General features: G+C 51.4%; 18 protein-coding genes. 7 read left to right on the forward strand and 11 right to left on the reverse strand.

Annotated features, from left to right (window positions below; translation table 11 throughout):
• From C5S61_RS19325 to C5S61_RS19340, 4 genes are all read right to left on the reverse strand, one after another.
• Positions 1-422 (reverse strand): WXG100 family type VII secretion target (locus tag C5S61_RS19325; protein WP_164689652.1); only part of this gene is annotated, 422 nt, incomplete at its 3' end.
• 175 nt (positions 423-597) lie between these two features.
• Complete coding sequence (locus C5S61_RS19330) at positions 598-1,263, reverse strand: DNA-3-methyladenine glycosylase (protein WP_205701433.1); 666 nt, start codon at positions 1,261-1,263, stop codon at positions 598-600.
• Positions 1,264-1,320: 57 nt separating this feature from the next.
• Positions 1,321-1,698 (reverse strand): hypothetical protein, encoded by a 378-nt coding sequence (locus tag C5S61_RS19335; protein WP_110517645.1) that lies wholly within the window; start codon positions 1,696-1,698, stop codon positions 1,321-1,323.
• A 10-nt stretch (positions 1,699-1,708) separates the two neighbouring features.
• Positions 1,709-2,620: a sigma-70 family RNA polymerase sigma factor gene (locus tag C5S61_RS19340; protein ID WP_110517647.1), complete on the reverse strand. Its 912-nt coding sequence runs from the start codon at positions 2,618-2,620 to the stop codon at positions 1,709-1,711.
• Positions 2,621-2,844: 224 nt separating this feature from the next.
• Between C5S61_RS19340 and C5S61_RS19345 the strand changes: the two genes are divergently transcribed.
• From C5S61_RS19345 to C5S61_RS19355, 3 genes are all read left to right on the forward strand, one after another.
• Positions 2,845-4,527: an alpha-amylase family glycosyl hydrolase gene (locus tag C5S61_RS19345; RefSeq protein ID WP_164689653.1), complete on the forward strand. Its 1,683-nt coding sequence runs from the start codon at positions 2,845-2,847 to the stop codon at positions 4,525-4,527.
• A gap of 275 nt (positions 4,528-4,802) precedes the next feature.
• A complete protein-coding gene (locus C5S61_RS19350; RefSeq protein WP_110517651.1) occupies positions 4,803-5,222 on the forward strand; it encodes a helix-turn-helix domain-containing protein in 420 nt (139 codons plus the stop codon).
• Positions 5,223-5,306: 84 nt separating this feature from the next.
• Positions 5,307-5,720, forward strand: a complete 414-nt coding sequence (locus tag C5S61_RS19355) for a VOC family protein (RefSeq protein WP_110517653.1) — start codon at positions 5,307-5,309, stop codon at positions 5,718-5,720.
• 58 nt (positions 5,721-5,778) lie between these two features.
• On the opposite strand, the gene C5S61_RS19360 is transcribed toward C5S61_RS19355, so the two are convergent.
• Together C5S61_RS19360 and C5S61_RS19365 are read right to left on the reverse strand one after the other, a co-directional pair.
• The gene (locus tag C5S61_RS19360; RefSeq protein ID WP_164689655.1) at positions 5,779-6,282 is read right to left on the reverse strand and encodes a protein-tyrosine phosphatase family protein; all 504 of its coding nucleotides are present in this window, start codon (positions 6,280-6,282) and stop codon (positions 5,779-5,781) included.
• Positions 6,283-6,292: 10 nt separating this feature from the next.
• A complete protein-coding gene (locus C5S61_RS19365; RefSeq protein ID WP_110517657.1) occupies positions 6,293-7,099 on the reverse strand; it encodes a helix-turn-helix domain-containing protein in 807 nt (268 codons plus the stop codon).
• 140 nt (positions 7,100-7,239) lie between these two features.
• Between C5S61_RS19365 and C5S61_RS19370 the strand changes: the two genes are divergently transcribed.
• On the forward strand, positions 7,240-7,638 hold the full coding sequence (locus tag C5S61_RS19370; RefSeq protein WP_110517659.1) for a hypothetical protein: 399 nt from the start codon (positions 7,240-7,242) through the stop codon (positions 7,636-7,638).
• A 171-nt stretch (positions 7,639-7,809) separates the two neighbouring features.
• On the opposite strand, the gene nadA is transcribed toward C5S61_RS19370, so the two are convergent.
• The 4 genes from nadA to C5S61_RS19390 all read right to left on the reverse strand — a co-directional run bounded on the left by nadA (position 7,810) and on the right by C5S61_RS19390 (position 10,300).
• The gene (nadA, locus tag C5S61_RS19375; protein WP_240614536.1) at positions 7,810-8,934 is read right to left on the reverse strand and encodes a quinolinate synthase NadA; all 1,125 of its coding nucleotides are present in this window, start codon (positions 8,932-8,934) and stop codon (positions 7,810-7,812) included.
• Positions 8,935-9,182: 248 nt separating this feature from the next.
• Entirely contained in the window at positions 9,183-9,611 is a 429-nt protein-coding gene (locus C5S61_RS19380; protein ID WP_110517661.1) for a heme-copper oxidase family protein, read from the reverse strand.
• A 15-nt stretch (positions 9,612-9,626) separates the two neighbouring features.
• Entirely contained in the window at positions 9,627-10,064 is a 438-nt protein-coding gene (locus C5S61_RS19385) for a heme-copper oxidase family protein (RefSeq protein ID WP_110517663.1), read from the reverse strand.
• Between the two features lie 20 nt (positions 10,065-10,084).
• The gene (locus tag C5S61_RS19390) at positions 10,085-10,300 is read right to left on the reverse strand and encodes a DUF542 domain-containing protein (RefSeq protein ID WP_110517665.1); all 216 of its coding nucleotides are present in this window, start codon (positions 10,298-10,300) and stop codon (positions 10,085-10,087) included.
• A gap of 241 nt (positions 10,301-10,541) precedes the next feature.
• Here C5S61_RS19390 and C5S61_RS19395 point away from each other — a divergent pair, with 241 nt between their 5' ends.
• On the forward strand, positions 10,542-11,930 hold the full coding sequence (locus C5S61_RS19395; protein ID WP_164689657.1) for a multicopper oxidase domain-containing protein: 1,389 nt from the start codon (positions 10,542-10,544) through the stop codon (positions 11,928-11,930).
• 63 nt (positions 11,931-11,993) lie between these two features.
• Positions 11,994-12,251, forward strand: coding sequence for an ATP-binding protein (locus tag C5S61_RS19400; RefSeq protein ID WP_240614537.1), 258 nt, complete (start codon positions 11,994-11,996; stop codon positions 12,249-12,251).
• On the opposite strand, the gene C5S61_RS19405 is transcribed toward C5S61_RS19400, so the two are convergent.
• Complete coding sequence (locus C5S61_RS19405; RefSeq protein ID WP_110517671.1) at positions 12,211-12,879, reverse strand: Crp/Fnr family transcriptional regulator; 669 nt, start codon at positions 12,877-12,879, stop codon at positions 12,211-12,213. The two genes, C5S61_RS19400 and C5S61_RS19405, sit on opposite strands and share 41 nt — an antisense overlap.
• A 56-nt stretch (positions 12,880-12,935) precedes the next feature.
• Between C5S61_RS19405 and C5S61_RS19410 the strand changes: the two genes are divergently transcribed.
• Positions 12,936-13,319 (forward strand): cupin domain-containing protein, encoded by a 384-nt coding sequence (locus C5S61_RS19410; protein ID WP_110517673.1) that lies wholly within the window; start codon positions 12,936-12,938, stop codon positions 13,317-13,319.
• Positions 13,320-13,369: the final 50 nt, after the last annotated feature.

The raw sequence follows: 13,369 nt of genomic DNA on the forward strand, positions 1-13,369 counted from the left end.
CCGCCAGCCATCACACCAGCGCCTGAGCTTGCATTGGCTGTCGCTGTTTCAGCAGCACCGCCACTTGCGGCTCCACCACCAGAAGCGCCAGCGCCTTGGGTGCTAGCTCCACCACCAGTGAGGTCGCCTTTAAACAGGCCTGAAGCTTCTTGTTCTGCTTGTTGCAAAACCTTCTTAATTTCTAAGGTTGTGCCTTGGGCCACTTGGAATGCATTGATCAAGCGTTGGACTGCTGGCAACAAATCGGCTTGCATTTCGTTTTGAAAGGCAACCGAGGCATCGCCGATCCAGGTTGAACGTAAGTTATCAATGGTTTGTTTGAGCGTGCTTTGTAATGCCGTAACGCTATCAGCATTTTTGCTTAGGCGTTGGGCAACTTGGTCAAGTACTTCATAATCAGCTTGAACGATTGGTGCGGCCATGAATCCTCCAACACTCGCGTGCTAAAAGATGGAAATAGCCCTCGACGGTAGGCTATCGCCAGAAATCTTAACCGTATCCTGCTCTGGGGAATCATGGTAGTGTGTTGGTTGCTATACCACGACTGCCTTATAATGACATAAAAGGGCGATTTGTGTCAAATGGCTTTTAAAATAGCTAGATAGCTTCATTTTGAAACCAATTTGGCTGTGGTTGATAGCGTTGGCCGCTATTTTGCCGCCGTGTGCCACTAAGGGCCAATGAATCGGCGACAATCAAACGCCATGGCGCAGCAACCGTATGCGGATCGCTATTAATGCCAATGCGTGGGGTTTGGATAATTGCCCTATCATCCAAGGTTGGGCCTTGTTCAAACCACAAGCCTGCATCACTTGAACAGACATCAACGCCATCAAGGCGCTTGTCGATGGCCATCGCCCGACAGAGCATGCCTGGCCCGCTGGCAATTCGCAGTGGTTTCGCCAGATCTTTTTGGGCGAGTTCGGCCATGGTTGCAATCCCAGCCAATGGCTCGACCGCGCGAATTAGCACCGCTGCACCTTCATCAAGCGCCTGCGTCACCACATTTAAGCAATGATAGATGCCATAAATGATGTAGACATAACTAATGCCGCCCAGCGCAAACATCGAACGTGCGCGTGGGGTGTTGCGCCGATGGGCATGGCACGAAGGATCATCAGGGGTATAGGCTTCGGTTTCAACAATCCGCCCGCGTAATTCTTCGCCACTGGCCAAGCGCCGCACCAGCGTACAGCCCAAAAGCTCGCGCGCAACCAGCAACGAATGGCGTTGATAAAAATCAGCACTCAGGATCTGCGACATAGACCATACCTATGCTATAGCTCAATTGTGCTGATAAGTATAGCTGATTTTTGGGGTTTAGCTGGCGCTGAGCCACGTCAATCCGGCAATAATTAAAAATACGAGCCATGAGGGATGTTTGGCGCGTGAGCCAAGCAAGGCCACGCCAAAACAAAGCAAGAAGGCAATTGAACTGGTGCGCAAGAGCGTGATTTGGCTCGCTGCAAGGTTGGTTTGCTGGGCGCAATCGAAAAAGAGCCATGCCATTGCCAAGCCCAAAATACTGGTGATGTGCCAAGTAAAGCGCAGGGTCGGCAAGCGTGATTGCAATAGTTTATTAGGGGTATGTTGAATTTGGCGCGCTAATGGACGCAAGATTAAGCGCTCGCCCAACATGCTGTGCACGACCGCCATCAGCACGGTGAGTAATCCTGCGACCATTAAATAGCTGTTCATCTAAGCTCGTTCACTGCGATAAATGGGTGCGCAACACTTGCAATGCGCCAGCCTCAATTTGTTGGATTCGCTGCCGCGTGCGCCCGACAACTGCGCCAACCTCGGAAAGCGAACGACTTTTGCCATCGTTCAGACCATAGCGCAGGGTCAACACCTCTTGCTCTTGCTCGGAAAGTTGGTTGAGCATGGCCCGCGTATATTGGGCATCGATGCTGGTCAGCAAACATTCAAGTTCATCTTCCCAATCTTCGTCGGGCAAACTATCGCCAAGCAACATATCGGTTTCTTCATTTTTCGGGGTTGCCAGCGAAATTGGCACTTGAGCAATGCTCAGTAAATCGCAAATTTTCTCTTCTGGTACGCCCAAAGCGGTGCTAATTTCGTGGGCGCTTGGCTCGCGGCCAAGGGCTTGCAACAATTTGGTTTCAACCCGCCGCACTTTGATCAATAGTTCCCAGCGATGGACGGGCAAGCGAATCAGGCGGCCTTGGTTGGCCAGCGAACGGGTAATCGCTTGGCGAATCCACCAAGTGGCATAGGTTGAGAAGCGCACGCCTTTAGTCGCATCGAAGCGCTCGATTGCATTCATCAGGCCAATATTGCCTTCTTGAATTAAGTCTTGGAAGGGCAGGCCAAAGCCGCGATAGCGTTTGGCAATGCTGACGACTAAGCGCAAATTAGCGCGCACCAGTTGTTCGTGGGCTGGCTCTTTAAGTTTGCTGACGCATTGTTCAAAGAGGGCGCAACTTGGGCAGCGTTCAATTCGACAGGCTGCTGATGGTTGGGCTTGACGAGCCACGTGAACAATCTGGGTTAGCTTTTGCTCCTCTTCTGCTGCTAGGAGTGGAGTTTCAGCAATTTCATTAAGATAACGTTGCAGCCCGTCGTCAAGGGCTGGTTCGTTGCTGGCGTGCAACATCATTGGTTCACTCCTATTAAATCGATGCTGTGGCGGGCGTATAGCTAGTCTAACGAGGAGTCGTGAGCTTTGGCATCAGGTCGCGACCTGATCTTTGGGTAGCCAATTGGTGCGATAGGCTCTCTGCAACCCTTGTTTTGTGGCATAGCCTCTGCTATAGATGGGGTTCAGAAATAATAATCTAGAGTGTTAGCTAGCGCCCTAGGTAGTCAATGAGGTTCACATTTATGCAAAGCGAAGCCAATGCTGACGCTTCACCAACCGTTGCTAGTTTGCCCGATGGGGTTTGGATGGGTGCGCACGATCAAGGGAATGGCAAGGTTGCCTTTGCGCTGTATGCACCGTGGAAGCAGAGCGTCCACCTGATTGGCTCGTTTAACGATTGGGATCAAACCGCCGATCCGCTGAGTATCTCGGATCGTGGGGTTTGGTGGATTATCAAAGAGAATTTACCTGCTGGCGAACATGCCTATCAATTTGTCGTCGATGGCGAAACCATCATCGGCGATCCGTATGCCCGTGAATTGCGCTGGGCTGGCGGCGACCAACCCCAAGCAATTATTCACGTTGGCGAGCCAGCCTACGAGTGGCACGATGCTGATTTTGGCATTCGCCCACTCAACGAACTGGTGATCTACGAAATTCACGTTGGCGATTTTAGCGAGGCTGGCACGTTCAAATCGGTGACCGAACGCATTCCATATTTGCAGGATTTAGGCGTGAATGCGATTGAACTGATGCCATTGTTTGAGTTTCCAGGCGACCGTTCGTGGGGCTACAATCCTGCCTACTTTTTCGCGCCTGAATCAACCTATGGTACGCCCACCGATTTGCGCGAACTGATCGATACTGCGCATCAACATGGCATTGGCGTGATTTTGGATGTGGTGTTTAATCATGTCGATCACTCAAGCCCAATTAATTATTTGTATCCCTACGATCAAAGTCCATTTTTCAGCAGCGACGGCAACCCGTGGGGCTTCCCCGATTTGAACCACTGGAACGAAGCGGTGAAGCAATTGATCAGCGATGTGCAACAATATTGGCTCAGTGATATGCATGTCGATGGGTTCCGCTACGATCATGCTGAAGGCATTGGCTTTGATGGCGAGAACGGGGTTTCATTCTTGGGCTGGCAAGCACGCCAAGTCAAACAGCATGTCTATTTGATTGCCGAAAATCTCAAAGATTACACCGGCATGGTGCTCAACACCGATATGGATTCGTCGTGGCATCGCTCGTTCCATTCGCAAATGTTTGCCAATTTGCGCGAGGGCGATTTCGAGGGCAATCAATATGGCAATGTTGAAGCAACGATGGGCATTATTGATTTTCGCAATGCTGGCTATAGCGATAATGCCCAAGCGATCAATTATCTTGAATCGCACGACGAGCAGCGCATTATTTACGAAGCCCAAACCAATGGCAATATCAGCCGCGAAACTGCCTATTTGAAATCGCGTTTGGGTGCGATTGTGCTGTTTACCGCTGCTGGCGTGCCAATGCTCTACCATGGCCAAGAATTTGGCATGGATACCGAGCGCACAATCGATAAGAATGTGCTGAAATGGGAGCTTTTGGAAACGCCAGAAGGCAGCGATTTGCACGCATTTTATCGCGGCATGATGCAATTGCGCACTTCATCGAAGGCCTTGGTTGGCAATAATATTCAGCCAATTGCGGTCGATGCTGAGCGCAAATTGCTGGCTTACTATCGCTGGGCCGACGATGGCAGCGAGCATGTGATTGTGGTAGTGAATTTTGGCATCACTCTGCAATACCTTGATGTGCATTTCCCAGTCGGTGGCTTGTGGCACGAATGGGTCTATAACTACGATCGCGAAACGCCAGAAGGCATTGCCACGATCGAAGTGCCTGGCTCTGGTGGTAAGGTGTTTGTGCTGCGCTAAGTAGAGTTCCCTCACCCCCCAGCCCCCTCTCCGGCTGGAAGCGGGCGAGGGGGAGCACGCTGGTTTTCATCACTAATTCTGGTAGAACCACCGAATGAACGCCCCTCGCCCGCGCCACGGGAGAGGGGTTGGGGGTGAGGGGATCTTAAAACCTACCTTGTGAGCCATCCCCCTCGCCCACGAAAACGCGGGCGAAAGGGAGCCGACCATTATGCTAGAACGAATGTGTTGATTTTGGGTTGAAATCTGCTATACTAGCTGTATTTGGGAGGGTTATGCACGCTCTTGCACCATCAACGACGCAGCTGGTTTGGCAATCGCGCCAATATATCGATGGTGCCTATGCTGCCCCATTGGAATTGCCTGATATAGCCCAGCACATTGGCTTTTCGCACTATCATTTTTTACGCCTCTTTCAGCGCAGCTTTGAAATTACCCCGCACCAATATTTGACCCAACGCCGCCTTGAACGGGCACGCGATCTGCTGATTAACAGCGATTTATCGGTGACTGAGGTATGTTTTGCAGTTGGTTTTCAAAGCCTTGGCTCCTTTAGTAGCCTCTTTCAACGTAGCACAGGCCATGCTCCGAGCCACTATCGCCGCCGCCATTTTCAAGGCATTAGCTTGCCGCGCCACTTTATTCCCGCCTGCTATCGCACAATTTTTGGGCTTGGTTTGCAACGCGTCAGCTAGGTGCGCAATTTTCAAGAAGTTTTCTACTGCTGCTTCATGTATACTCAATCTATGAACGAATGTTCGAATGTGTTAGGAGCAACAATGATTACTAAACTTTCGCATGCCACCATTTACGTGCTTGACCATGATTTGGCCTATGATTTTTATGTGAATAAATTGGGCTTTGACGTGCGTATGGATATGAAGTTGGATAATGGCTTTCGCTGGTTGACGGTTGGCCCCAAAAACCAGCCTGAGCTTGATATTGTGCTGTTCGAGGTCAAAGAGGGCGGCACGATGATGAGCAATGAGATTGTGGCGCAAATGCGCGACTTACTACAAACTGGCGTGGTTGGGCCGGGTGTTTTCCAAACTGACGATTGCGATGCCAGCTATAACGAATTCAAAGAGCGCGGGGTTGAGTTTGTGGCTCCTCCGCAAGATCAATTTTATGGCATCGAAGCAACCTTCAAAGATCCATTTGGCAATATTTTCAGCCTAACCCAGCCCAAATAGACGTAACGATCTAGCGATTCCAATCAGCAACGAATTGGCGTTGGAGATCGTTGCTGGGCTATGGATAGCGCTCATCACGGGAGCCTTGGCGTAACGCAGCGATGTGGGCCAAGGCTTCGGCATATTCCCATCCCTGCTGCACCAGCAAACAGCCAATGACCGTGCCGGTTCTGCCCAAGCCGCCCCAACAATGCGCATACACGGTTTGTTGGTTGGCGAGCGCACCATTAATGCGCGCAAGAATCGCCTGCATCTGCTCGATTGATGGAATGTGCATATCGGGAATAGGCGAATGATAGCGCACCAACGTGTGTTGTTGATGCAGCTGCGCTTGATCAAACGCCGCCAGATAATCGCCCAGCTCGTGGGTTTCGTGCTGCTCGGTAAGATCAATAAAAACGCTGATATTTGCTGCACTGAAGCGTTGCAAGCGCGCATGCAATGGTTCTTTGTCCTGCAACATGGGATGTTCGCCAGCAAGCAAGCGGCCTGGCAGCACCCAATAGGCAGCGGGAATTGGCACAGCAGGCGTATTATCGGATTCGGCTGGGTTTGTTGGCATCAATGCTCCCTCATTGGCTGATTTTGGCGGCATGCAATTGACGTAGCAGTTCGGCAGTCGCAGCATTGGCTGGAAAAAAAGCCTCAATTGCCAATTCAGAAACCGTCACGTCGATTGGTGTCCCAAACACCATGGTTGTGCTGAAAAAGCTGAGCACGCCATGCGGAGTGCGTAACGAAAATGGCAAGGCAATATCCATGGTTTCGTGATAAGCAGGAATCGGCGTGGAATGAGCTTGGTTGGTGGGATAAGCCGCCAATTCTTGGTAGAGTTCACTCAACGAGGCATCGGCGGTTAGCTCAATTTGATGGCGCAACCGAGCCAATAAATGGGCTTTCCACGCCGCCAAATTAATAATCTGTGGAGCTAAGCCCTGAGGATGTAAGCTCAAGCGTAGCACATTAACTGGAGGAGTTAAGAGTTCGGCTGACACACCAGCCAGAAAATAATCGATACAATTATTCGCCATGATCATCTGCCAATGGCGATTAATCGCTATCGCCGGATATGGCTCATGGCCGTGTAAGACATGCTGAATTGCCTCGCGTGCAGGATCTAAATCATCATCATCAAGCGAACGCTCGCTGAACAACGGCGCAAAGCCTGCTGCCACCAAGAGCACATTTTGCTCGCGCAGCGGCACTTCCAAATGCTCGGCCAAGTGCAACAACATATCGCGGCTTGGTTGCGAGCGCCCAGTCTCCAAAAAACTCAAGTGTTTGGTTGAAATATTGGCATCGCTGGCCAGATCGAGCTGGCTCAAATGCCGTCGCTGCCGCCACGTACGGATGAGTGAACCAATTGCTGCTTGTTTCATAGCCGCATCTTAGCATAATTTGGGTAGTTGCTACGATTACCTCTGAGGTAATTGTGCCAGCAACCATCAGCGCCTATGCTGCAACTAGGTTTTGAAACCTGACACTGTTGGGATTTGAGTTTATGCTAAGGAGCAATGCTATGCGTTGGTTACAACACCCTCAATTATTACGCTACGCGATTCGGTTTGATGGAGTAAGCGCTGGAACTTTGATGCTCGGCTTGCTTGGCTTGAATCAACCGCTGGCCCAAGTATTTGGCTTGCCAAGCAGCTTTTTGTGGTATGTCGGCTTGGGCTTAATTCCTTGGGTGACGTGGTTGGTTTGGTTGTCGTTTCGGCCTACGATCAGTCGGGCGGCAGCTTGGTTCGTGGTTGTGGTTAATGGGCTGTGGCTGGCAGAAAGCATTTGGTTGATTGTTGGGCCAACCTTTGAGCCAACGGTTTGGGGCTATGGATTCTTGATTGCGCAAGCTATTTTGGTGGCGCTGATTACCGAGACCGAAATTATTGCGCTGCGCCGCAAGCTGGTTAATGCCTAAATTGTAATGTTAGCACGCGAACCCTTGAGATCCCCTCACCCCAACCCCTCTCCCATCGGATGGGAGAGGGGCTTTAATAGCGTGGTTTTGCCACAATTCATTGGTAAAAACGGGTGCTCCCCCTCGCCCGCGTTCAGTGGGCGAGGGGGTTGGGGGGTGAGGGAACGTTAATTAACCTGCGATTTCCAACATGCGCTCCAAGGCCAAGCGAGCTTTTTGTTTGATTGCGGTTGGCACGGCAATTTGATTCATCACCTTGCCCTCGACCAAATTCTCTAAAACCCAGCACAATTCCTCGGGATCGATACGATACATGGTTGAACAGAGACAGGCAAACGGCGAAACCGAGACAATCGTTTTATCGGGATTATTGCTTTGCAAACGATTGACCAAGTTGATTTCGGTGCCGACTGCCCACATGCTGCCTGCTGGAGCCTGGTTGATCGTTTTGATGATATAGGCGGTTGAGCCAACATAATCGGCTTCGTTGGTCACGCCCAAAGTGCATTCTGGGTGCACAATCACGTTAATTTCTGGGTGCTTTTCGCGCCAAGCTTTGATGTAGGCTGGGCGGAATTGCGCATGAACTGAGCAGTGACCAGCCCAAAGCAACACTTCGGCCTCGCGAATTGCCTCTGGCGTGTGGCCACCATAGCGCAAATTGGGGTTCCAGACCAACATTTTATCGAGTGGAATGCCAAGTTTGGCAAAAGCCGTGTAGCGGCCAAGGTGCTGGTCGGGCAGGAACAGCATTTTGGGGCGTAAGCTTTTGGCCCAACGCACAATTGGTTCGGCGTTGGATGACGTGCAGCATGCGCCGCCATGTTCGCCAACAAAAGCCTTGACGGCTGCGGTTGAATTGACATAGGTGATGGGCATGACCTGAGCTTCTGCATCGCCCAAAATCTCGTCAAGCTCCTCCCAGACTTCTTCAAGCTGTTCGATGTCGGCCATATCAGCCATCGAACAGCCAGCAGTATGGTCGGGCAGAATCACGGTTTGGTCGTCGCGCCCAAGAATATCGGCGCTTTCGGCCATGAAGTGAACCCCACAAAAGACAATATATTCGGCAGCAGCTTTGCGAGCATCAACCGAAAGCCCGTAGGAATCACCGCTCAAATCGGCATGCTTAACAACATCATCACGTTGATAGTGATGGCCCAGAATAACCAACCGCTCGCCCAATTTGGCCTTAGCCTCAGCAATCCGTTGATCCAATTCTGCGATTGATAGCCCTGCATAATCCTCGGCACGCTCGTGTGCCACGCCAATTGCTTCGGCTGCGATGACGGTCATGATGACCCTCCATTGGGTTAATATTCGATTAGTGTCATTTTGACACTATAAATCGTGAGAAAAAGAGTGGGACGTAGCAAACGCCCCTAATATTGTCATTCTAACACAATGATCAGTAGTGTCAAGATGACAATTTTGGACGAGGGATGAGGGGCTAGGGATCAGGGGTCATTCTGGTAGCTCAATACTAGGATCATGCATTTTAAACCACGAAGGACACGAAGAGCACGAAGCTGAATTTATCGGATTTACTTGTTTTGGGCTGGCCTTGGCTCGATGATTAATGGCTGCAAGCGCGGCCAACAATGCCAGGCAATTGCAATGGCTGCAAGGCATTCGAGGCTGCTGGCGATGGCGATGGCTGCCGACCATGGCCGAATACTAGCCCAAACCAGCACAGCCAGCGCAGCCTGCAACAAGCCACTGGCCGACCAAACCAACCACGGTGAGCCGCGCCAGCCATGGGCATCAAGCCGAGGCAAAATCCAAAAAGCTACGCCAAAAATGAGGTTGAGCAACCAGCCCACCAACATGGCATGAATGTGGGCCGTGCGCCAATACCAGATCCACGGCCAAACGCCAATTGCCTTGCTGACCAACATAATGCCGCCGACGCTGCCGCCAATGACCAAATAGAGCAGGCTGGCGCGAATGCTGAAGATACTAAATTTTGGCATGATTGCACCTCTGCTTTATTTGGCTTTGGCAACTTTGGCTTTGACCCGTGGCCAAAGCATCAACAACACGAACCACAAGGCGGCTACTTGCAGGCAGGCTGCGCTGACGACCGCCCATTTGACGAGGCTGCTTGGTGCCCATTGCAACATTGGCTCGACGACGCTGCGCAGCCCAAGCCCAAGGTTGAACGTGGCATAGGCGGCCCATGCTATTTTCTCGTTGCCGCGTGGCTGCTCGCGGCTATGCACCGGAAACAGCCAAATCGCCACGCCAACGATTAATTGTGTGACCCAGCCAACCATCAGCGCGTGATAAAACACAATCTGTAAGGCCGCCAAAGGATTGCTTTTCAGCGCCCAAAGCTGGCTGGTGAGCATGGCGATGCCAATCGCGAAGGCCAGTACCAGCCAGACAAACGCGGTGCGAATATAGTAACGAGCAAGGGTTGGCATGGCACTGGCTCCTTTGCAAACTAGGCTTGGTTGGCCAAAATTGCATTTAAATCGGCCACGATTGGCGCAAGCTCGACGTTATGGGCTTGGGCTGCTTGGCTGAGGCTTAGGCCACCACCACAGCACAAATCAAAGCCATGCTGGCGCAAAACGGCCATCACATCGGGGTGGGCATCGGCCAAGCTGGCTAAAGTTGTTTCGGCGATTAGCTCGGGTGTTAAGGTTGTTGCTTGCATCAGCTTGCTCCTTGCAAAAATAAAGCTGAGCCTACGATAGCCGATCGCTGGCAACACAGCAGCGACTTTTCTCACAAGCGGCCTAGCTTCAGGCCATGCGAGAAAAGTCACAGCCAAAAATTTTCAGCGGTTCTAAGCTAGCGCTATGTAATTACAACGGCTGGCCCAATCCAATTGCATATCGATCACTGGCGATTCCCAGCATCGATTGATGGTTCGCTTTCAAGCAAGGAGCGTCGCAATGAACCGCCGATCATTCACTATGGTAGTGATTTTTAGCCTGTTATTAACCAGTATTGCCGCCTGTGGCGACCAAGCAAGTCGCACGAGTTCGCTCTCACCAACAGCTTCGCATAACCCCGCAAGCCAAGCGGTGAGCCACCAAACAAGTCAACAAACGAGCCAAGCAGTGCTCGAAATTCATGCATTTGAAATGGGCTTCAAGCCACAGAATCTGACTGTGCCAAGTGCTGGCGTTTATACAATCAAATTAGTTAATGATGGCGTGATTCCACACGACATAACCTTGCCTGATGGCACCAAAATTAGTGCCAATAGCAACGAAACGGTCACTGCCGACGTGACGGTTCCCGCCGAAGGTCTGAGCTTTATTTGCGCCGTGCCTGGCCACGAAGCCGCTGGCATGAAAGGCACGATTCAAGTTGCTTCGGCCAATGCAGCCGTCACGCCAACCATGATGGACGACCATAGCGGCCCTGCGCCAGAGAGCAATATTGCCGCCGATGAGTCGGCTCCAGAATATATTTTGTACGATGCCAAAGCTCCTGTTGCCCTCGAAGGCACAGTCCACGAGATTGATTTGGTGGTTGAAGAAAAAGATATGACTGTGGCTCCTGGCTATGTGCAGCATGTCTGGACGTTTGGCGGCACTGTGCCTGGCCCCGTAATTCGGGTCAAAGTTGGCGATACCGTGCGGATTAACCTGAAAAACCCAAGCTCGAACGAAGTGCCGCACTCGATCGACTTCCACTCCAGCGAGGTTGCTTGGAACGACGAAATGACCTCGATCAATGTTGGCGAAGATAAAGTTTACGAGTGGAAAGCCAATTATGCTGGGGTTTGGATGTATCACTGTGGCACGACTCCAGCGCTGCATCACATTGCCAATGGTATGTATGGAATGGTGATTGTTGAACCCAAGGAAGGTTTGCCAGCAGTTGATCACGAAGTTGCCTTGGTGCAAAGCGAATGGTATCTCGGCCCGCAAGGCGATTTGGTCAGCCTCGAAAAAGCTGCTTCAGCTGCCCCAGCGCCTGAGTATGTTGTGTTCAACGGCGTTGCCAACCAATACAAAGATCATCCAATCGAAGTCAAAACTGGGGGCAGTGTGCGGGTGTTTGTGCTGAATGCTGGCCCAAGCATCGATAGCTCATTCCACGTGGTTGGTACAATTTTCAACACCGTGATCAAAGAAGGGGTGCAATTACGGCCTGAAACTGCCAATGGCTATGGCTCGCAGGCTGTCGATTTAGCCCCAGCCCAAGGCGCAATTGTCGAATTTCGCACCGCAGAAGATGGCTTGTATCCAATTGTGACCCACGCGTTCAACTTTGTGGGACGTGGGGCCTTGGGCCTATTCCAAGCAGGCGATGGCGACCCCAAAAACTAAACGAGCATCAATTGAGCTGGCAGCGTGGGTTTTGCTCGCGCTGCCAGCTAACGATCGGAGTTGATGATGTTTTTGCCAGTGATCAATTTGCAACGCTGTGTTGCCTGTGGGGTTTGTGAAGCGATTTGTCCAACCAAGGCAGTGACGCTTGAGCACCAGCAAGCAATCTTGAGCAAGCCCGAAGCCTGTACCTTTTGTGATCGCTGCGAAGCGGCCTGCCCAACCGAGGCCATTAGTCGTTCGTTTGCGATTCGCTTCGCGCCAAGCAGCCAGCCGTTGACTAAAGCTCAGCTTGGGCAGCTAAACCTTGGGGATCGATAATTTCGATCATGCCACGATCAAGCCGAATCAAGCCTTGAGCATCAAAGGCCTTCAGTGCCCGCCCAACCATCTCGCGTACTGAGCCAATGTGGGCCGCCATTTCGGCCTGGGTTAATGGCGCTAATTGCGGGTTATGTTCGGCCAAACTGGCCTGTTGCAACAACAAACGCGCCAAGCGCCCGTTGACTGTATGCAGTGCCAAATTTTCAATCAAGCCAACCAAGCTATGCAAGCGATTGGCAAACTCACCAAGCACCGCCAAGGCCAATTCGGGGTATTGTTGGGCCACCTGGCGAATATGTTCACGTGGAATTGCTAATAATTGGCTGGTGATAAGGGCTTCGCTGGTGGCGGGGCAGCGCGGCTCACGAAACATCGGCACAGTATTAAAATGATCATTGGCCTCGACCAAATGTAAAATATGCTCACGGCCTTCAATTGAATGGCGCACAACCTTGATGCGCCCGCTATACAGCAAGTACATGGCAGTGGCTGGCTCGCCCTCAAGCGTGATAATGCTGCCACGTTCGACAGTTTGTTCATAGGCATGGCTGCTCAAAGCAGCAATAATTGGTGGCGATAGATCGCGGGTGAAACTGACATGGGCAAATAACGCATTTCGATCCATCTGTAGTATCCTCGTTGCACTAGAACGCTCACATCATAGTACAAGGAATTTGCCCAATGCATGCATTACTTTCACAATTGATTGTTGGTACGTTTGCGCCGCTGGATTTGGCTCAACTGCGCAGCCAGAGCGAAATTGACGGGCCGTTGTGGAGCTATACAACTGAGCAATTGAACCTTAATTTGCTGCGTTTTCGCTTTGGCGATGGCATTCCCAACCATCAAAACCACGAAGTTGATGTGCTGTTGTTGGTGCTTGAAGGCACTGGCATGTTGGAGATCGATCAGGTGCAGCAGCCGATTGGTGCTGGCTCGATTATTTGTGTACCACGTGGCGCTGCCCGTTCAATTCAAGCCACCAGTAGCGAATTAATTTATTTTAGTTGCCATCAACGGCGGGCGGGCCTGTTTCCAACCGTCACCAAGCACAACGCCATGTGAGAAATATCGCTGTGCTGAACGCGCTTTCTGCATAGACTAGCCCCAGATCT

It is taken from the genome of Herpetosiphon llansteffanensis (assembly GCF_003205875.1).
Taxonomy (GTDB): domain Bacteria; phylum Chloroflexota; class Chloroflexia; order Chloroflexales; family Herpetosiphonaceae; genus Herpetosiphon; species Herpetosiphon llansteffanensis.